The 19,957-nt window shown below is 71.8% G+C and carries 17 protein-coding genes; 8 read left to right on the forward strand and 9 right to left on the reverse strand.

What is annotated here, in order from left to right; translation table 11 throughout:
• Positions 1 to 26 precede the first annotated feature (26 nt).
• The 9 genes from deoC to CSIV_RS14930 form a co-directional block, all read right to left on the reverse strand.
• Complete coding sequence (gene deoC / locus CSIV_RS14890; protein ID WP_077052130.1) at positions 27 to 692, reverse strand: deoxyribose-phosphate aldolase; 666 nt, start codon at positions 690 to 692, stop codon at positions 27 to 29.
• Positions 693 to 752: 60 nt separating this feature from the next.
• A complete protein-coding gene (locus tag CSIV_RS14895; protein ID WP_077052131.1) occupies positions 753 to 2,300 on the reverse strand; it encodes an alpha/beta hydrolase in 1,548 nt (515 codons plus the stop codon).
• Complete coding sequence (locus CSIV_RS14900; protein ID WP_077052132.1) at positions 2,297 to 3,472, reverse strand: DNA polymerase III subunit delta'; 1,176 nt, start codon at positions 3,470 to 3,472, stop codon at positions 2,297 to 2,299. The genes CSIV_RS14895 and CSIV_RS14900 overlap by 4 nt, the downstream gene beginning before the upstream one ends.
• A gap of 165 nt (positions 3,473 to 3,637) precedes the next feature.
• Complete coding sequence (tmk, locus tag CSIV_RS14905) at positions 3,638 to 4,312, reverse strand: dTMP kinase (RefSeq protein WP_077052133.1); 675 nt, start codon at positions 4,310 to 4,312, stop codon at positions 3,638 to 3,640.
• Entirely contained in the window at positions 4,309 to 7,017 is a 2,709-nt protein-coding gene (gene topA, locus CSIV_RS14910; RefSeq protein WP_077052695.1) for a type I DNA topoisomerase, read from the reverse strand. Before topA ends, tmk begins: the two co-directional genes overlap by 4 nt.
• Before the next feature lie 389 nt (positions 7,018 to 7,406).
• On the reverse strand, positions 7,407 to 7,739 hold the full coding sequence (locus CSIV_RS14915) for a TadE family type IV pilus minor pilin (protein WP_175627633.1): 333 nt from the start codon (positions 7,737 to 7,739) through the stop codon (positions 7,407 to 7,409).
• Positions 7,736 to 7,966, reverse strand: coding sequence for a DUF4244 domain-containing protein (locus CSIV_RS14920; protein WP_238592388.1), 231 nt, complete (start codon positions 7,964 to 7,966; stop codon positions 7,736 to 7,738). Before CSIV_RS14920 ends, CSIV_RS14915 begins: the two co-directional genes overlap by 4 nt.
• 26 nt (positions 7,967 to 7,992) lie before the next feature.
• The gene (locus CSIV_RS14925; RefSeq protein ID WP_077052135.1) at positions 7,993 to 8,883 is read right to left on the reverse strand and encodes a type II secretion system F family protein; all 891 of its coding nucleotides are present in this window, start codon (positions 8,881 to 8,883) and stop codon (positions 7,993 to 7,995) included.
• Entirely contained in the window at positions 8,880 to 9,887 is a 1,008-nt protein-coding gene (locus CSIV_RS14930) for a TadA family conjugal transfer-associated ATPase (RefSeq protein ID WP_442922931.1), read from the reverse strand. The genes CSIV_RS14925 and CSIV_RS14930 overlap by 4 nt, the downstream gene beginning before the upstream one ends.
• 404 nt (positions 9,888 to 10,291) lie before the next feature.
• On the opposite strand from CSIV_RS14930, the gene acs reads away from it, so the two are divergent.
• The 8 genes from acs to CSIV_RS14970 all read left to right on the forward strand — a co-directional run bounded on the left by acs (position 10,292) and on the right by CSIV_RS14970 (position 19,954).
• On the forward strand, positions 10,292 to 12,259 hold the full coding sequence (acs, locus tag CSIV_RS14935; RefSeq protein WP_077052137.1) for an acetate--CoA ligase: 1,968 nt from the start codon (positions 10,292 to 10,294) through the stop codon (positions 12,257 to 12,259).
• Between the two features lie 157 nt (positions 12,260 to 12,416).
• On the forward strand, positions 12,417 to 13,079 hold the full coding sequence (locus tag CSIV_RS14940) for a GntR family transcriptional regulator (RefSeq protein WP_077052138.1): 663 nt from the start codon (positions 12,417 to 12,419) through the stop codon (positions 13,077 to 13,079).
• Positions 13,076 to 14,602 (forward strand): MmgE/PrpD family protein, encoded by a 1,527-nt coding sequence (locus CSIV_RS14945; protein WP_077052139.1) that lies wholly within the window; start codon positions 13,076 to 13,078, stop codon positions 14,600 to 14,602. The genes CSIV_RS14940 and CSIV_RS14945 overlap by 4 nt, the downstream gene beginning before the upstream one ends.
• On the forward strand, positions 14,602 to 15,519 hold the full coding sequence (prpB, locus tag CSIV_RS14950) for a methylisocitrate lyase (protein ID WP_077052140.1): 918 nt from the start codon (positions 14,602 to 14,604) through the stop codon (positions 15,517 to 15,519). Before CSIV_RS14945 ends, prpB begins: the two co-directional genes overlap by 1 nt.
• 2 nt (positions 15,520 to 15,521) lie before the next feature.
• The gene (locus tag CSIV_RS14955; protein WP_077052141.1) at positions 15,522 to 16,697 is read left to right on the forward strand and encodes a bifunctional 2-methylcitrate synthase/citrate synthase; all 1,176 of its coding nucleotides are present in this window, start codon (positions 15,522 to 15,524) and stop codon (positions 16,695 to 16,697) included.
• Between the two features lie 95 nt (positions 16,698 to 16,792).
• The gene (locus CSIV_RS14960; RefSeq protein ID WP_077052142.1) at positions 16,793 to 17,569 is read left to right on the forward strand and encodes an electron transfer flavoprotein subunit beta/FixA family protein; all 777 of its coding nucleotides are present in this window, start codon (positions 16,793 to 16,795) and stop codon (positions 17,567 to 17,569) included.
• Between the two features lie 10 nt (positions 17,570 to 17,579).
• Positions 17,580 to 18,548 carry an electron transfer flavoprotein subunit alpha/FixB family protein gene (locus CSIV_RS14965; RefSeq protein WP_077052143.1) on the forward strand — a complete coding sequence of 323 codons (969 nt, stop codon included), beginning with the start codon at positions 17,580 to 17,582 and terminating at the stop codon, positions 18,546 to 18,548.
• A gap of 359 nt (positions 18,549 to 18,907) precedes the next feature.
• Entirely contained in the window at positions 18,908 to 19,954 is a 1,047-nt protein-coding gene (locus CSIV_RS14970; protein WP_238592389.1) for a cytochrome b/b6 domain-containing protein, read from the forward strand.
• The last annotated feature ends 3 nt before the right edge of the window (positions 19,955 to 19,957 follow it).

A 19,957-nucleotide genomic window follows, 5' to 3' on the forward strand; every position in this document is an offset into this window, starting at 1 on the left:
GGCTCGCCCGACGAATCGGGGCCGGCTCAGTAGTCGCCGGTGGCCGACCGGTCGGCGAGGATGTCACGGCTCGACGACAGACCCAGACGGGTCGCACCCGCGGCGATCATGTCTTCGGCCGCCGAGCGGGTGCGGATGCCTCCGGATGCCTTCACCTCGGCGCGGTCGCCCACGGTCCGCTTCATGAGCGCGACGGCGTGGACGCTCGCGCCGCCGGCGGGGTGGAAGCCGGTGGAGGTCTTGACGAAGTCGGCGCCCGCGGCCACAGCGGCCTCGCAGACGGCGACGATCGCGTCGTCGGACAGCGCGGCCGACTCGATGATGACCTTGAGCACGGTCGGGGCGGGGACGGCGGCGCGGACCGCGCGGATCTCGGCCTCGACGATCTCGTAGCGCCCCTCGATGGCGGCGCCGATGTCGATGACCATGTCGATCTCGTCGGCGCCCTGGGCGACAGACAGCGCCGCCTCGGCGGCCTTGACCTCGGCGTGGTGCTTGCCGCTGGGGAACCCGCAGACGACGGCGACCTTCAGCCCCGCGGGCACCTCGACGGGGAGGAACGACGGCGAGAGGCACACGCTGTAGGTGCCGAGCTCGGCGGCGTCGGCGATGGTGCGCTCGACGTCGGCGCGGGTCGCTTCGGGCTTGAGCAGCGTGTGGTCGATGTAGGTGGCCAGGTCGGGCGTGGTCATGGTGCTCCTTCGGGCGGGGACGACGACAAGCCTACGTTCCGCCGGGGGCCGATCGCCGTCTCAGCCGCAGCGGAGATCGTTCTCGGGCACCGTGCCGTCGACGAGGTACGCGTCGACCGCGTCGGTGACGCACGCATTGCCCTTGTTGTAGCCGAGGTGCCCCTCGCCGACGTTGGTGATGAGGACGCCCTGCGCGAGTTGCGACGCGAGGCTCTGCGCCCCGTCGTACGGGGTGGCCGGGTCGCCCGTCGTCCCCACGACGACGATGGGCGGGGAGCCGGGTGCGGTGATCGGTTCGCGGACGCCGGTGGGCGGTGCGGGCCACGTGGCGCACGGGTCGCCGCCGCCGCCGGCCCAGTACGGGGCGACGACGGGAGCCTGGGCGTCGAGCTGCTCCTGCAGTGCCGCGAGGGCGGCATCCGTGCCCTTGTCGGGGTAGTCCATGCAGTTGTAGGCGACGAACGCCTCCATCGTGTTGCCGTCGTACTGGTCACCTACGCGGCCGTTGTAGAAGTCGGCGAGCTGGAAGGCGACGTCGGCGCGCCCGTTGCTCACGTCGGTCAGCGCCGAGCGCAGGTACGGCCAGCTCTCTTCGCTGTAGAGCGCCGCGGTGATGGCCGTCATGAGCGAGTCGCCGCCGAGCTTGCGCCCGTCGGCCGCGGTGAGGGGGCGCGCATCGACGCGGGCGAGGAGCGTGGAGAGGTCGGACATCGCGTCGTCGACGCTGCCGGCGAAGGGGCATTCGTTTGTCGTCAGGCAGTCGGCCATGAAGGTGCGGAGCGACTGCTCGAAGCCGACGGCCTGCCGCAGCGACGTGTCGGAACCCGAGACGCTGGGGTCGATGCCGCCGTCGAGCACCATGCGTCCGACGCGCTCGGGGAAGAGCCCGGCGTAGGTCGCGCCGAGGAAGGTGCCGTAGGAGTAGCCGAGGTAGTTGAGCTTCGAGTCGCCGAGCACCGCGCGGAGCACGTCCATGTCGCGCGCGGAGTTGTCGGTGGTGATGTAGGGCAGGATGCCGTCGCTGCGGTCCTGGCAGGCCTTCGCGAAGTCGGCGGCGCGCTGGTCGAGGGCGGCCCGCCGTTCGTCGCCGCCGCGGGCTCCGGGCGGGATGTCGTAGAGGTAGGCGTCGAGCTGCGGCGGGTCGTAGCAGGTGACCGCGGTGGACTCCCCGACTCCGCGCGGGTCGAAGCCGATGACGTCGTAGGCCTCGGGGAGCTTGTCGTCGACGAGGATCGACAGGGCCTGCTTCATCAACGAGACTCCGGCCGCCCCGGGGCCGCCCGGGTTGGTCAGGAGCGACCCGATGGGGGCGCCGGAGGTGGCGCGGTGGCGGACGACGGCGAGCTGCAGGTCGCCCACGCTCGGGTCGCTGTAGTCGCGGGGCACCGTCACCGTCGTGCAGTCCAGCCCGGTGCCGCATTCCTGCCAGTCGAGGGTCTGGCCGTAGTACGGGAGCAGTTCCGCGGACACCCCGTCGGTCTGCGGCGCGAGCGAGGCGCCGCCGCCGGGCGGGAGCGGGGGGATCTGGGCGTAGAGGCATCCGGACAGCGCCACGGCGAGGGCCGCGACGCCGGCGACGGCCGTGACGAGACGGCGGCGGAGGCTCACGGGGCGGACCCGTTCGCGACGGTGATGAGCAGGCTCTCGAGCGCGAGGAGCGGGGCGGCGTTCTGCTCGAGGATGCGGCGGGTGTCGGTGATGCGGTCGAGGACGCCCAGGGTGCGCGCGGGGGTCCATTCGGCGGCGAGGGAGCGCAGGTCGTCGATCCTTTCGGCGTTGACGAGATCGGCGTCGCGCCCGTACTGCAGCATGACGACGTCGCGGAAGAGCGACTGGAGATCGGTGAGGACGCGGTCGATGCCGTCGCGCAGGCTCCGGGTGGCCCGACGCTTCTGGTCGTCTTCGAGCGCGTTGAGCTGCCCGCGGACGCTCGGCGGGACCGCGGCGCCCTCGGCGACGCCGAGAGTGCGGAGCAGGCTGCGACGCTCTTCTTCGTCACGGGTGGCGGTGAGGGCCTTGGCGTCGTCCGTCGCGAGCCGCACGATCTGCCCCGCGACCTCGACCGCGTCGCTGATGCCGCGGACGGCGAGCACCGCCGACAACGTCTCGGCGCGGCGGGCGCGGGCGTCGTCGTCGGTGGCTAGGCGCTGGGCCATGCCGATGTGACGCTGGGCGTGACGGGCGGATTCTTCCGCGACGTCGGCGGGGACCCCGGTGCGTTCGACGATGAGCGAGGCCACGTCGGCGACCGACGGTTCGCGCAGACGCAGCACGCGCACGCGCGAGCGGATCGTGGGCAGGAGGTCGGCGTCGCTCGGGGCGCACAGCACCCACACGGTCTGCTCGGGCGGCTCTTCGAGGGCTTTCAGCAGGACGTTCGAGGTGCGTTCGGCCATGCGGTCGGCGTCTTCGACGACGATGACCCGGTGGCGTCCGAGCGAGGGGGCGAACGACGCGCGCTCGACGAGGCGGCGGGCCTCGTCGATGCGGATGACGACCTGCTCGGTGCGCAGCGCTGTGAGGTCGGGGTGGGTGCGGGCGAGCACCTGCCGTTGGGCGGCCTCGTCGCCGGGGTCGGCGATGAGCGCGGCGGCGAAGGCGTACGCAAGGGTGGAGCGCCCGGAGCCGGGAGGGCCGGTGATCAGCCACGCGTGGGCCAGCGCCGCGGGATCGGCGGCGGCGGAGCGGAGCGTCTCGACCGCGTCGTCCTGACCCCAGACCGCGTCCCACGGGAAGGGCGCGACGGCGGTCTGCGAGGGGGACTCCACGGCGGCCGGCATGGGTTCCACCCTAACCGCGGCCGCCGACATCGCCGCCGTCGATCGGCTGGGGGTCGGCAGGGTGATTCCGCCGCCGAGGCCGTCCGCTCCCCCGCGAATCCCGCGCGGCGGGCGGAGGGGACGCGGCGCCGCGGCGGCGGCGTGCCGGACGGCCCTGGGCGCGGGTCAGGCGAGCCGGGATGCCACGGCTTCGCGCACGCGGTCGGCGAGGACGGCGGCGGGTTCGGTGGCGTCCAGGACGAGGAAGCGTTCGGGTTCGGCGGCGGCGAGGGTGAGGAAGGCGGCGCGCACGCGTTCGTGGAACTCGGCCTTCTCGGCTTCGAGGCGGTCGAACGGTTTGTCGTCAGCGTCGAGGCGCGCCCGCGCGGACGCCGGGTCGAGGTCGAGCAGGACCGTGAGGTCAGGCAGGAGTCCGCCGGTGGCCCACAGCGACAGTTCGCGGACGTCGTCGGCGTCGAGGACGCGGCCGGCGCCCTGGTAGGCGACGGAAGAGTCGAGGTAGCGGTCCTGGATGACGACGTCGCCGCGGGCGATCGCGGGCTGCACGACGGTTTCGATGTGGTGGGCGCGGTCGGCGGCGTAGAGCAGGGCTTCGGCGCGGGGCGCGATGTGACCGCGGTGGTGCAGGACGATGTCGCGGATGCGGACGCCGACGTCGGTGCCGCCGGGTTCACGTGTGCGCACGACCTCGCGGCCCTGGGCGCGGAGCCATTCTTCGAGCAACGCGGCCTGGGTCGTCTTGCCGGCGCCGTCGCCTCCCTCGAGGGTGAGGAAGAGACCGGGGCCCCCGGCCGTCGTCGCGCGGGGGGCGTGCGGCGGCCGGGGGGCGTCGGCGGTCACGACTTCTTCGCCGGGGCCTTGCGCGTGGTCGTCGTCTTCTTCGCCGCGGTGCGCTTGGGGGCGGGGCCCTTCGCGCGCTTGTCGGCGATGAGTTCGACGGCACGCTCGAAGGTGATGGCCATGGCGTCTTCGCCGCGCGGCACCGTGGCGTTGGTCTCGCCGTCGGTGACGTACGGACCGAAGCGACCGTCCTTGAGCTTGATCGGCTTGCCGCTGACGGGGTCGGCGTCGAACTCCTTGAGCGCGCTCGACGCGCGCCGGGCGCCGTACTTGGGCTCGGCGTACTTGGCGAGGGCGTCTTCGAGGGTGATGTCGAAGATCTGGGTCTCGGAGTCGAGCGACCGCGAGTCGGTGCCCTTCTTCAGGTACGGACCGAAGCGGCCGTTCTGCGCGGTGATCTCCTCACCGGTCGCGGGGTCGGCTCCGACGACGCGGGGCAGCGACAGCAGCTGCAGCGCGGTGTCGAGGTCGATGGTGTCGACCGACATCGAGCGGAAGAGGGATGCCGTGCGGGGCTTGGGCGCGGCCTCTTTCTTGGCGCCGCGCTTCTTCGGCGCTTCGACGACCTCGCCCGTGGCCTGGTCGACCTCTTCGGGCTCCTCGGCCTCGACTTCTTGCACGTAGGGTCCGAACCGGCCGTCCTTGACGACGATGAGCTTGCCGTTCTCGGGGTTCTCGCCCAGGACGCGGTCGCCGGCGATCGGCGCGTCGATGAGCTCCTGCGCCTTCTCGGGCGTGAGCTCGTCGGGCGCGAGGTCTTCGGGGATGTTGACGATGCGCGGCTTGGCGTCCTCGGGGGCACCGGGCTCGACGACCTCGAGGTAGGGGCCGTACTTGCCGAAGCGGAGGGTGGCCGTGTCGGTGATGCGCGTGGAGTTGAGCTCGCGCGCGTCGATCTCGCCGAGGTTCTCGACGATGTGGCGGAGGCCCACCTGCTTGTCGGAGCCGAAGTAGAAGGCCTTGAGCCATTCGGTGCGGCGCTGTTCGCCACGGGCGATGGCATCCAGGTCGTCTTCGAGAGCGGCGGTGAAGTCGTAGTCGACGAGGTCGGCGAAGTGCTGTTCGAGCAGACGCACGACGCTGAAGGCGAGCCAGCTGGGCACGAGGGCCTGGCCGCGCTTGGTGACGTAGCCGCGGTCGAGGATCACGCCGATGATGCTGGCGAAGGTCGAGGGGCGACCGATGCCCTTCTCTTCGAGCGCCTTGACGAGGCTGGCTTCGGTGTAACGCGGCTTCGGCGAGGTGCTGTGGCCCTTGGGCTCGACGTCGCTGATCGCGAGCTCGTCGCCGACAGCGACGGCGGGGAGCGACTGGTCGGCGTCCTCGTCGTTGCGCTTCTCGTCGTTGCCCTCTTCGTACGCCTCGAGGAAGCCCTTGAAGGTGTACACGGTGCCCGAGGCGGTGAACTCGGCCTGCTTCTCCCCCGCCTGGACGGCGAGGGTGACCGTGGTCGTCTCGTACTTGGCATCCGACATCTGGCTGGCGACGGTGCGCTTCCAGATCAGGTCGTAGAGCTTCTGCTCGTCGCGGTCGAGCGACGAGGCGAGCGACGCGGGCGTGCGGAAGTGCTCGCCCGAGGGACGGATGGCCTCGTGCGCCTCCTGCGCGTTCTTGGACTTGCTCTTGTAGACGCGCGGGTTGGCCGGCACGGCCTTGTCGCCGTATAGCGCCACCGCCTGCTCGCGCGCGGCCGTGACGGCCTGCGTCGAGAGCGCGGTGGAGTCGGTACGCATATAGGTGATGAAGCCCTTCTCGTAGAGACGCTGCGCGACGCCCATGGCGTGCTTGGCGCTCATCGAGAGCTTGCGTCCGGCCTCCTGCTGAAGCGTGGAGGTGGTGAAGGGTGCGCGGGGGCTGCGGGTTCCGGGCTTGGCCTCGACCTTGGCGACGGTGGCCTTGGCCGCGGCGATGATGTCGGCGGCGAGCGCGCGGGCCTGCGCCTCGTCGAGGACGACGACGGCCTTCTTGAGCTTTCCGTTGTCGTCGTAGTCGCCACCGCGGGCGAGCGGCGCGCCGTCGAGGCGGTTGAGGCGCGTCGTGAACGACGAGCCCGACTTGGATGCCAGCGCCTCGACGTCCCAGTAGGTGGCCGAGACGAAGGCCATGCGTTCGCGTTCGCGCTCGACGACCATGCGGGTGGCGGCGGACTGCACGCGGCCGGCGCTGAGCGCGGTGCCTTCGCGGCCGGAGCCGACCTTGCGCCACAGGACGGGTGAGACGTCCCAGCCGTAGAGGCGGTCGAGGACGCGGCGGGTCTCCTGCGCGTCGACGAGCGACTCGTCGAGGTCGCGGGTGTGGTGGACGGCGTCCTGGATGGCGTCCTTGGTGATCTCGTGGAACACCATGCGGCGGACGGGGACCTTGGGCTTGAGGACCTCGCGGAGGTGCCACGCGATGGCTTCGCCTTCGCGGTCACCATCGGTTGCGAGGAGGACTTCGTCGGCGGACTTCAGGGCGCGCTTGAGCTCGGCGACCGTCTTGGTCTTGCGGTCGTTGACGACGTAGTAGGGGTCGAAGTCGTTCTCGACGTCGATGGAGTATTTGCCGTACGCCGCCTTCTTGTCGGCCGGGATCTCCTTCTTGGAGGCGAGGTCGCGGATGTGCCCGACCGAGCTGAGCACTTCGTATCCGTCGCCGAGGTATCCCTGGATCGACTTCATCTTCGTCGGGGACTCGACGATGACGAGCTTCTTGCCGTTTGCCACTGGGGTCCTTTCTTCGTTGCACACCATACACACGCCTCCCTGTCCGGGTTCCGGGAGGTCATGCGCCGCCGAGACATCGGGTGGTCCCGCGCGGGAGCGTGCAGCGAACGGAATCCCACCGTACGCGCTGCCGACGGTGACCGTGGCGACGAGGCCGTCGACATCGCATTCGCTCAGGTTCGCGCCGCCCGCGTCCGCGACCGCCGTGGCCGCCTCGCACGGCACCCCGGCGACCGCGCCGCTGACGGTGTCGGCGGCGGCGAGGGCCGCCGCATCCGCGATTCCGGCGAGGCGTTCCGCCTGCGCGACGGCACCCGCCACGACGGCCAGGCCGAGCGCCGCGACCGCGACGGCCGCGACCACGCCGACCGTCGCCGCACTGCCGGCCATCACCCGCCCCCGTCGAGTGCACACGACCGCGCCGAGAGGGGGCCGACGGGCAAGGGCACCGGAACCGGCGCAGCCACGTCGACGCACACCAGCGCATCCGCGCGACGGACGTCGACGGTCGCGCCCACGCCCGCGACGACGGCGCGGGCACCGGCGTCGTCTCCGCGCCCGAACAACCGCGCCGACTCGGCGGCGGCGTGCTGCAGGCGTACCGCCGCCGCGCCCGCGGACAGGGCGCCGAGGCCGAGTGCCAACACGAGCACGACGGCGGGGAGCGCCACGGCGAACTCCGCCGTCACGGCTCCGCGGTCGTCGAGGCCCACGGGTCTCATTGCACCGTCAGGGCACGCCGGACGAGGTCGGTGAGGATGCCGCGCACCTCGTCGGACCGCATGATGACGACGAGCAGCCCAGCGAAGGCGACCGCCGCCATCGTGGCGATCGCGTACTCGGCCGTGGCGGCGCCGCGATCGTCGAGGAAGAGCCGTCCGGCTCGCCGCGACGTGAGCGGCGGCAGGACGGGAAAGCAGGGTGCGGGGCGAGACGTTCGAACGGACACGGGACTCCTTCTCATGGGTGGACGGTTCAGAGGGGCAGGACGGTGGAGCGGACGACGCCGAGGACGGCCGGGACGACGCCGAGAAGAAGGAAAGCCGGCAGCGTGCAGATGCCGAGCGGGAGGAGGAGTCGCGTCGACAGCCGTGCCGCGGTCTCCCTCCCCTGCGCGCGGGCACGCTGGCGCGCGAGCCACGCCTCGCCGCGGAGCAGTTCGACCGCGGGCGCCCCGGTTCGGACGGAGAGGTCGAGGGCCGCGGTGATGCCCACCGGAACGTCGGCCGAAGGGGTCGCTCCGCGTTCGGCCGCGACCAGCGCCTGAGCTCGGTCGACGGACGCCCCGGACGAGAGGGCCACGGCGACGAGCTCGGCCTCCCACCCGGCGAGATCGGTACCGGGTTCCGCGCGGCGGGCGAGGCGCCGTGTCCAGACATGAGACACCCCGATGAGCAGGAGGCCCGCGATCACGGCGCCGGCGCCGAGCGACTCTGTGACCACCCGCAGCGGGTCGAGTCCGAGGGCGATGCCGAGCGGGAGGCCGAGAAGCGGGAGCCAGGTCAGGAGCCGCGCGGTGGCCACGGGTTCGGAGAGCGCGACGACGACGTCGTCGTGGACCTCGTGTGCGTCGCGGAGCGCGGCGACGGCGGATCGCAGCGTGTCCGCGAGGGGTGCGCCGACAGCGACCGCCACGGCCCAGGCCCTCGCGATGTCGTTCCACGCCCCACCGCCGAGACGGAGCGCCGCGGCGACGTCTCCCCCGCTCTCGGCGGCCCGTGCCGCTTCGACGAGCACCGCGTCTCCGTCGCGAGCGAGATGTCGCCAGGCGGCCGGTACCGTCACCCCCGCCGACAGGAGAACGCTGAGTCTCATCGCCACCTCGATCACCGACGTGTCGGCGCCGCCCCGCGTCGATCGCTTCATGTGCAGCGAACCTCTCGGACCCTCAAGCGATCACCGTTCAGCGTCGGGCGACCGATTCCGACGACCCGCCGCCGCCCGCCCCGGCGCTCGACGTGCACGATTGCGTGCAGGGCGCTGACCGCCTGACGCGCGAGAGAAGCGGCATCCATCCCCGCAAGCGCGCCCAGAGCTTCGAGCCGGGCCGGGACTTCGGCGATTCCCCGAGCGTGCAGTGTTCCCGCCCCGCCGTCGTGCCCGGTGTTGAGCGCGAGGAGGAGCTCTCGGATCTCGGCACCGCGGCACTCCCCCAGCACGAGACGATCCGGTCGCATCCGCAGTGCTTCGCGCACCAGGCGTTCCAGCGCGATGCCGCCCGCGCCCTCGAGATTCGACTGACGCGCTTCGAGGGCGACGTGATGGGGGTGCTGGGGTCGGAGCTCGGAGACCTCCTCGATCGTGAGGATGCGCTCCGCGGCGGGGACGCGCGAGAGCAGCGCCGACAGCAGCGTCGTCTTGCCCGCCCCGGTCGCTCCCGAGATGAGGACGTTCGAGCGTTCATCCACCATCTCCTCGAGCTGCGCGCGGATACCCGGGGGGAACATCCCCGTCGCATCCAGCGCCTCGAGGTCGGGGGCGTCCCACCGCGGAACCCGGATCGAGATCGCCGTCCCGCGCACGGCGACCGGCGCGAGGACCGCGTGCACCCTCACCCCCCGTTCGAGCCGGACGTCGACGCAGGGAGAGGCGTCGTCGAGGTGTCGGCCCCCGAGTGCGATCAACCGCACGGCGAGCCGGCGCACCTCGGCTTCGCTCGCCCGCCACGACGGCACGCGTTCGGCTCCGCGCCCCCGGTCGATGAAGAGGCCGTCCTCGCCGTTCACGAACACGTCGCTGACGTCGGGGTCGGCAAGGAACGGACGGAGGAAGGCCAGACCCGGGTCGGCCCAGGCCGACGGCATCCCGGCGAGCGGGGAGGGCGGTGGGGTGGCGGATTCCGGAACGGGGAACAGGAGCGGGGAGATCACACCGACGACGGTAGGAAGTCCGCCCGTCCCGGCGCGGGGCCGATGGACTCATCCGTGGAGCGGTCCGCGACTTCGCGGCCTGGGGAGGAACCGACGGCCCGTCGAAACGGGCCCGGAAAAAGAGGGGGCGGCATCCCGTCAATGGGGGGCGAGGGATGCCGCCACGCGCCGGGGAAAAATTGGGGGGCTCCCCCCGACGCGCTGCCGGAAGCGATGTTCGGGCAGGGACAAGACTAACCGTCTCGCGCCCCGGAAGGAACCGAATGGCTCGAAAAGCGAGCGATATATCAGCTGGGTCGTTTTCGTCGGATGCCAACTATCGGAGGTAACCGCCCTCCGCGGCGGAGGGATAGCGTGACCGTGGCGCGAGGACGCGCCGTGCCTCGACCGCGAAGGAGCGCCAGATGAGCAGCCAGATCGATCATCTCCTCAACGAGACCCGCCGTTTCGCCCCCTCGGCGGAGTTCGCCGCGAATGCCGTGGGCGACGCGAGTCTGTACGAGCGCGCCGCAGCCGACCGGGAAGGCTTCTGGGCGGATCAGGCGCGTGAGCTCCACTGGCACACGCCGTTCACGACCGTGCTCGACTGGTCGAACCCGCCGTTCGCCGAGTGGTTCGCCGACGGCGAGCTCAACGTCGCGTACAACTGCCTCGACCGGCACGTGGAGGCCGGCAACGGCGACCGCATCGCGCTGCGGTGGGAGGGCGAGCCCGGCGACCGGCGCGATGTCACCTACGCCGAGCTCACCGACGAGGTGAAGCGCCTCTCGAACGTCCTCATCGACCTGGGCATCGAGCGCGGTGACCGCGTCGCGATCTACCTGCCGATGATCCCCGAGGCCATCGCCTCGATGCTCGCCGTCGCCCGGATCGGCGCTGTGCACTCGGTCGTCTTCGGCGGCTTCTCGGCTGACAGCCTCCGCTCCCGCATCGACGACGCCGGCGCGAAGCTCGTCATCACGGCCGACGGCGGCTGGCGCAAGGGCAAGGTCTCGCCGCTCAAGCCCGCGGTCGACCAGGCCCTCGCTGACCGCAACGGAGCCGGCATCCAGGAGACCGTCGAGCACGTGCTGGTCGTCCGGCGCGGGAAGAACGACGTCGAGTGGACCGACGACCGCGACATCTGGTGGCACGACGTCGTGCCGCAGGCCTCGTCCGAGCACGAGGCCGGGGCCTTCCCCGCCGAGAACCCGCTGTTCATCCTCTACACCTCCGGCACCACGGGGAAGCCGAAGGGCATCCTGCACACGTCCGGCGGCTACCTCACCCAGGCGGCGTTCACGAACCGGGTGGTGCACGACGTGCACCCCGAGACCGACGTCTACTGGTGCACCGCCGACATCGGCTGGATCACCGGCCACACCTACGTCGCCTACGGCCCCCTCGCCAACGGAGCGACGCAGCTCCTCTTCGAAGGCACCCCCGACACTCCGCACCCGGGCCGCTGGTGGGAGCTCATCCAGAACCACGGCGTGACCGTCTTCTACACCGCGCCCACCGCGATCCGGTCGTTCATGAAGATCGGCCGCGACGTGCCGCAGAGCTTCGACCTGTCGTCGCTGCGCCTGCTCGGTTCGGTCGGCGAACCCATCAACCCCGAGGCGTGGATCTGGTACCGCGACATCATCGGCGCCGACCGCGCGCCGATCGTCGACACGTGGTGGCAGACCGAGACGGGCGCCATCATGATCTCCGCCCTCCCCGGGGTCACCGAGACCAAGCCCGGCTCGGCGCAGGTGCCGCTCCCCGGCATCTCGATCGACGTCGTCGACGACGCCGGCGAGCCGGTCGGCCACGGCAACGGCGGGCTGCTCGTCATCACCGAGCCCTGGCCGTCGATGCTGCGCGGCATCTGGGGCGACCCCGACCGCTTCGTCGAGACGTACTGGCAGAAGTTCGCCGACAAGGGCTACTACTTCGCCGGCGACGGCGCACGCCTCGACGACGACGGCGACGTATGGCTGCTCGGCCGCGTCGACGACGTCATGAACGTCTCCGGCCACCGCCTCTCCACCGCCGAGATCGAATCGGCTCTCGTCGGACACGAGGGCGTCGCCGAGGCCGCGGTGGTCGGAGCGTCGGACGAGACCACCGGACAGGCCGTCGTCGCGTTCGTCATCATCAAGAGCCGCTACATGAAGAAGAACGGCGTCGACGGCCTCGGCGACGAGCTGCGTCGCTGGGTCGGAGAGCAGATCGGCCCGATCGCCCGCCCGCGCGACGTCTACATCGTGGGCGAGCTGCCCAAGACCCGATCCGGCAAGATCATGCGGCGTCTCCTCCGCGACGTCGCCGAGGGCCGCGAGGTCGGCGACACCACCACCCTCGCCGACACCGCGGTCATGAGCGTCATCAGCGCCCAGGTGAAGTGACGCGCTGAAGGATCGTGGATGCCGGGGGTCCTGGCATCCACGATCTTTCTTTGCGCGATCACACGGTGTATACCAAGAACGCAACTAACGGGCCAGGGCGCCCTTCTCAACTCGCTTTTGTATACACTGGGGGGAATCGAGGGCGAGGAGGGATGCCATGCGCGCCAGCGACCGCGCCTACTCCGCGCTCCTCGAGGAAATCCAGACCGGCGTGCTCGCCCCCGGCACCGTCCTCGGCGAGGTCGAGCAGTCCGCCCGCCTCGGCGTCAGCCGCACCCCCCTCCGCGCGGCGCTCGCCCGGCTCACCGCCGACGGGCTCGTCGCCCAGACCTCCCCGCGCATCACCGTCGTCACCGCGGTCGACGGCGACGACATCCGCGCGCTGTTCGTCGTCCGGCGGGCGCTCGAAGAAGCCGCGGCACGGCTCGCTGCCGCGTCCCCCCGCGCCACCGAGTTCGCGGCCCTGACGGCCGCCTTCGACGCCGCCCATCTCGACGGCGAGGCCGCACGCGACGACTACTACCGCCTCATCGCGGACTTCGACGCGGCGCTCGACGAGGCTGCGGCCAACGACTACCTCGCTTCGGCGCTGCGCTCCGTCCGCACCCACCTCGTCCGCGTGCGACGTCTCGCCCGCTACCAGCCCGAGCGGCTCGCCGCCTCGGTGTCGGAGCACCGGCTGATCGCCGCCGCGATCGCCGCGGGCGATGCCGACCTCGCCGCCCACGCCACCCACGTGCACCTGCACAACGCCCTCACCAGCATCCTCGAGTCCCTCGACGACGCCGCCCCCTCGCCCCATCGAAAGGCCCTCGCATGACGATCACCCACCACCTCCGCGTCCACCGCAGCGACGAGAACCTCGCGCGCGAGGGGCAGCTGGCGTGGGCCCTGGCGCGCATCGCCGTCGACCCGGTCGCGGTCGACGACGATGTCGTGGACATGATCATCAACCGCGTCATCGACAACGCCGCCGTCGCGGCCGCCTCGCTCACGCGGCGCCCGGTGAGCGCCGCGCGGCAGCAGGCCCTCGACCACGCCGTCTCGATCGGCGGCGTCGGCGGGACCGTGTTCGGCTGCGCCCTCGAGCGTCGCTCCAGCCCCGAGTGGGCCGCGTGGGCCAACGGCGTCGCGGTCCGCGAGCTCGACTACCACGACACCTTCCTCGCCGCCGACTACTCGCACCCGGGCGACAACATCCCGCCCGTCGTCGCGGTCGCCCAGCACACCGGCCGCGACGGCGCGGCGGTCGTCCGCGCCCTCGCGACGGCGTACGAGGTGCAGATCGACCTCGTCCGCGCCATCTCGCTGCACAAGCACAAGATCGACCACGTCGCCCACCTCGGCCCCTCCGCCGCCGCCGGCATCGGCACCCTGCTCGACCTCGACCAGGAGACGATCTACCAGGCGATCGGTCAGGCGCTGCACACCACCACCGCCACCCGCCAGTCGCGCAAGGGCGAGATCTCCACGTGGAAGGCGCACGCACCCGCCTTCGCCGGGAAGATGGCCGTCGAAGCCGTCGACCGCGCGATGCGCGGCGAGACCAGCCCCTCCCCCATCTACGAGGGCGAGGACGGCGTGATCGCGTGGATGCTGGGCGGACCGGATGCCACGTACGACGTGCCGCTCCCCGCCGAGGGCGAGTCCAAGCGCGCCATCCTCGACTCGTACACGAAGGAGCACTCGGCCGAGTACCAGGCCCAGGCGTGGATCGACCTCGCCCGCCGCCTCGGAACCGAGCGTCCCGAGCTGCGCGACCCCGCGAATGTGGCATCCATCGTCCTGCACACGAGCCACCACACGCACTACGTGATCGGCTCGGGCTCGGGCGACCCGCAGAAGTACGATCCCACCGCGTCGCGCGAGACGCTCGACCACTCGATCCCGTACATCTTCGCCGTCGCCCTGCAGGACGGCGCGTGGCACCACGTCGACTCGTACGCGCCCGAGCGCGCGGGCCGCTACGACACCGTCGCCCTGTGGCACAAGATCACCACGGCCGAGGATGCCGAGTGGACGCGCCGCTACCACTCCGAGGATCCGAACGAGAAGGCCTTCGGCGGTCGCGTGGTCATCACGCTGACCGACGGGTCCGTGGTCGAGGACGAGATCGCGGTCGCCGATGCCCACCCGCTCGGCGCCCGCCCCTTCGCCCGCGAGGACTACGTGCGCAAGTTCCGCCTGCTCGCAGAGCCCGTGCTCACCGCCGACGAGATCGAGCGGTTCCTCGCCCTGGCCCAGCGCCTGCCCGAACTCACCGCCGACGAGGTGCTGCAGCTCACGATCGTCGCGAAGCCGGGCGTCCTGGCCCTCGCGCCGGCGCCGAAGGGGCTGTTCTGATGCTGTACGCCCAGACCACCCCTCAGCAGAAGCGGCGCGCGCTGCGCGAGAAGCTGGCATCCGGGGAGCTCGTCCGGATGCCGGGCGCCTTCAACCCCCTCTCGGCGCGGCTGATCGAGCGCAAGGGGTTCGACGGCGTGTACATCTCGGGCGCGGTCATCTCGGCCGACCTGGGGCTGCCCGACATCGGCCTCACGATCCTCAGCGAGGTCGCCGGCCGCGGACAGCAGATCGCGCGCATGACGGAGCTGCCCGCGATCATCGACGCCGACACCGGCTTCGGCGAGCCGATGAACGTCGCCCGCACGATCCAGACGCTGGAGGACGCGGGCCTCGCCGGCACCCACATCGAGGACCAGGTCAACCCGAAGCGCTGCGGCCACCTCGACGGCAAGAGCGTCGTGGATGCCGACACCGCGATCAAGCGCATCCGCGCGGCCGTCGACGCCCGACGCGACCCGGACTTCCTCATCATGGCCCGCACCGACGTCCGGGCCGTCGAGGGGCTTCCTGCCGCGATCGACCGTGCGAAGGCCCTGGTCGACGCCGGTGCCGACGCGGTGTTCCCCGAGGCGATGCGCGACCTCGGCGAGTTCGAGGCCATGCGCGCGGCGCTGGACGTGCCGATCCTGGCGAACATGACGGAGTTCGGGAAGTCCGAGCTCTTCTCCACCGCGCAGCTGCGCGACGCCGGTGTGAACCTGGTCATCTGGCCCGTCTCGCTCCTGCGCCTGGCGATGGGGGCCGCGGGCCGGGGCCTCGACGCCCTGGCATCCGAGGGTCATCTTCGCGACCAGCTCGGCGAGATGCAGCATCGCGCCGACCTCTACGACCTGATCGACTACGAGCACTACTCGCGCTTCGACGCGAACGTGTTCGACTTCTCGGTCGCCGACAGCCGAGCCACGAAGGAGTGAGCATGAGCGACGCAGAGATCAAGAAGGGTCTGGCCGGGGTGACGGTGGACTACACCGCCGTCAGCAAGGTCAACCCCGAGACCAACAGCCTCCTGTACCGCGGATATCCGGTGCAGGAGCTCGCCGCGACGCAGTCGTTCGAGGCCGTCGCGCTTCTGCTGTGGAACGGCGACCTCCCCACCGCCGAGGAGCTGCGGGAGTTCGAGGAGTTCGAGCGCTCCCACCGCGCGCTGGATGCCGCCGTCCGCACCACGATCGATCTGCTCCCGCTCGACGCCCACCCCATGGACGTCGCCCGCACGGCGGTGTCGGTGATCGGCGCGCTCGCTCCCGCGGCCGACGTGGCCGACAACTCCGCGGCCTCCGACCTCGCGAAGGCGAAACTGCTGTTCGCGAAGATCCCCGCGATCGTCGCCTACGACCAGCGTCGCCGGCGCGGCGAGGCGCTCGTCGAGCCCCGCGCCGATCTCGACTACGCGCGCAACTTCCTCTGGATGACCTTCGGCGAGGAGGCCGACGAGGTCGTCGCCCGCGCGTTCGCGGTGTCGATGGTGCTGTACGCCGAGCACTCGTTCAACGCCTCGACCTTCACCGCCCGCGTCATCACCTCGACCACGGCCGACCTGTACTCCGCGGTCGTCGGGGCGATCGGGGCGCTCAAGGGCGCCCTGCACGGCGGAGCCAACGAGGCCGTGATGCACATCCTCGACGAGATCGGCTCGGTCGAGAACGTGGGTCCGTGGTTGGACACCGCCCTCGCCGAGAAGCGCAAGATCATGGGCTTCGGCCACCGCGTGTACAAGAAGGGCGACTCGCGCGTCCCCACGATGAAGGCGGCGCTCGACACGCTCGTCGCGCACTACGGCGCCGACGACCTCGCCGCGCTGTACGACGCCCTCGAGACGGAGTTCGTCGGCCGCAAGGGCATCTACCCCAACCTCGACTACCCGTCCGGGCCCGCGTACCACCTGATCGGTTTCGACACCCCGACCTTCACGCCGCTGTTCGTCGCCGCGCGCGTGACGGGCTGGACGGCGCACATCATCGAGCAGGCGGCATCCAACGCCCTCATCCGTCCGCTCTCGGCCTACAACGGCGTCGACGAGCGGCACATCGACGGATACATCGCCAGCGACGCGGAGCGGGAGGCCGCCGAGCGCGACGAAGAAGCGCAGTGACTCCGCCGCCCCGACCCGGGGCGGCGAGGTCGGCCCCGCACCCGGGGCCGTGACACGGATCCCGCGACGCGGCGGGATCGGACGAGGAGAGATCGATGAAGATCGTGGTCCTGGTGAAAGACGTGCCCGACACGTGGGGCGAGCGCAGACTCGACCTCGAAACGGGGCTCGCGCGGCGCGACGAGAGCGATCACGTCCTCGACGAGATCGACGAGCGCGCCCTCGAGGTCGCCCTGGCCTTCGCCGACGGGCATCCGGATGCCGAGGTCGTCGCCGTCTCGATGGCGACCGAGGCCGCCACGGCCACGCTGCGCAAAGCGCTCGCGATGGGGGCCCACTCCGCGGTCCACGTCGTGGACGACGCCCTGCGCGGAGCGGACGTCGCGCTCACCGCCGAGGTGCTGGCGGCCACGCTGTCGCGCGTCGGCTTCGATCTCGTCGTCGCCGGGAACCTCTCCACCGACGGCGCGGGCGGGGTGCTCCCCGCCATGCTCGCCGAGCACCTGCGCGTGCCGCACGCCACATCGCTGTCGGACGTCGAGATCGGGGATGCCACGGTGTCGGGCACCCGGACCACCGAGGCCGCCACCGCGCGGGTGTCCGCGCCCCTGCCGGCCGTGATCTCGATCACCGAGGCGCTGCCCGATGGCCGCTTCCCCACGTTCAAAGGCATCCTGGCGGCGAAGAAGAAGCCGTTCGAGACGCTCTCGCTCGCCGACCTCGGACTCGACGCGGATCCGGCCCGGGCACCGTGGTCGATCCTCACGACGGTCGCGGCGCGGCCCCCGCGCGCCGCCGGGACCACGATCGTCGACGAGGGCGACGCCGGGGAACGGCTCGCGGCGTTCCTCCTCGAGAACCGGTTGGCGTGAGGGGACGACGATGACCGACACCATCCTGGTCCTGCTCGAGACCGCCCCGGGCGGCGGGCTCGCGAAGACCGCCGCCGGCCTGCTCGGCGCCGCGCGCGGCATCGGCTCCGCCGTCGCGCTGATCGTCGCCGACGGCGACACCCGGGCGCTCGCCGACGACGCCATCGCCGCGGGAGCCGAACGCGTCCTCATCGCAGCCGACGACCCCGCGTTCCTCACCGGCCCCGCCGTCGACGCCCTCGACGCGGCGTTCGCGCAACTGTCCCCCGCCGCCGTGCTCCTTCCGCACACGGTCGACGGACGCGATGTCGCGGGACGCTTCGCCGCCCGTCGCCGTCTGCCCCTCGCGATGGATGCCGTGGGCCTCGACCGCGACGACCTCGGCGTCCTCGCCCGGCACTCGGTCTTCGGCGGCGGATTCGACGTGACATCCGGCTCGACTCTCGGACCGCTCGTCGTGACCGTCCGCCCCGGGGCGATCGACGCGCGCGCGGAGGCCGTGCCGGACGCCGCCGTCGAGACGCTCGAGGTGACCCCTTCGGGCCTTCCCGCCGCCCGTGTCGAGGACGCCCAGCCGGTCGTCGCGACGTCGACCCGTCCCGAACTGCGGGGCGCCGCCGCCGTGGTGTCGGGCGGGCGCGGCGTCGGTTCGGTCGAGGGGTTCGCGCTCGTCGAGCAGCTCGCCGACGCGCTCGGCGCCGCCGTGGGCGCGTCCCGCGCGGCAGTGGATGCCGGCTACGTCGCCGCCGCGGCCCAGGTCGGGCAGACCGGGGTCTCGGTGTCGCCGCGGCTGTACGTCGCGCTCGGGATCAGCGGCGCGATCCAGCACCGGGCGGGCATGCAGACGGCGCAGACGATCGTCGCGATCAACAAGGACCCCGAGGCGCCGATCTTCGCCATCGCCGACCTCGGCATCGTCGGCGACGTCTTCACCGTGGTGCCCCAGGCGATCGCCGCTCTGGAAGCGAAGCGCTCATGAACGGCGTCCTGCGCCGAGGGCTCCCTCGCGTGCCGGGCGGGGAGCCGTGGCCGCCGGCGGGCGACGGCGCCGATCCTTCCGGCGGAGTTCTCGCCCGACCTGCCGTCGCGGACGGGGCCTCCGCGGAGAGTCGTGCGGAGAGTCCGCAGGAGGGCGCGCCGTCGCGGCCCCCGACGACGGAGGACGTGCTCCCCGTCACGCCTACCGCCGTCGCGCCCGCGCCCGCCGAGACTGCTGCCTCGGGCCTTCGGCGAGGGCTCCCCCGCGTGTCCGGGGGCGAGCCGTGGCCACCGGCCTCCGCGCTTCCCGCCGCCGCTCCCGCGCGCCCCGCCGCCGCTCCCGCGGATGCACTCGCGCGCGTGCCGAGCAGCACGGCCACGGCATCCGCCGGTCCCGTGGCATCCGCGTCCCCACGCCCACCGCTGCGAGGCCGACAGAGCGTCTTCCCGACGGCGTCGTCGGAGCGGTGGATCGCCCTGCGGGCGGAGCGCATCGGACGCGAGCGCACGCGCGACGTCGCGGCTCCCCGGCGAACCGGGATCGTTCTCGTGGGCGCCGTCGGTCTGGGGTTCGCCGCGGGGATGCTCGTGCTGCTGACCCGCTGGCTCCTGAGCACACCGGCGGGCGTCGCGTTCCTCACCGCTTATCCGGGCGAGTATCCGCTTCCCGCAGCCGCCCCCGTCGGCCTTCCCGCGTGGCTCGGGTGGCAGCACTTCCTCAACGCGTTCTTCCTCGTGCTGATCGTGCGCTCGGGTCTCCAGGTGCGACACCAGAAGCGGCCGTCCGCATTCTGGTCACCGCGCCGCGATCCGAAACGGAAGATCAGCCTCACCCTGTGGTTCCATCAGGCGCTCGACGTGCTCTGGATCGCCAACGGCGTCCTGTTCCTCGTGCTGCTGTTCGCGACCGGGCAATGGATGCGGATCGTCCCGACGTCGTGGGAGGTGATCCCGAACGCCCTCAGCGCGGCCGCGCAGTACACGTCGCTCGACTGGCCCACGGAGAACGGATGGCTGAACTACAACGCCCTGCAGCAGCTGGCGTACTTCACGATCGTCTTCGTCGCGGCCCCGCTCGCGATCGCCACCGGGGTCCGCATGTCGGGGGTCTGGCCGCGCAACGCGACCCGCCTCACCCGTGCCTATCGGGTCGAGTGGGCGCGCGCCGTCCACTACCCCGTCATGCTGTTCTTCGTCGCGTTCACGGTGGTGCACGTCGGACTCGTGCTCGCCACCGGTGCGCGCCGCAACCTGAACCACATGTACGCCGCGCAGGACGGTGACGGCTGGCTCGGAGTGGTGCTGTTCGCGGCGTCGATCGCGGTGATCGCCGCCGCGTGGCTCGCCGCGAGACCTGTGGTCCTCGCCCCGATCGCCCGCCTGTTCGGCAGCGTCGCGACGCGCTGACGG

Origin of the sequence: Microbacterium sp. CSI-V (assembly GCF_001984105.1) — a bacterium.
Lineage (GTDB): Bacteria > Actinomycetota > Actinomycetes > Actinomycetales > Microbacteriaceae > Microbacterium.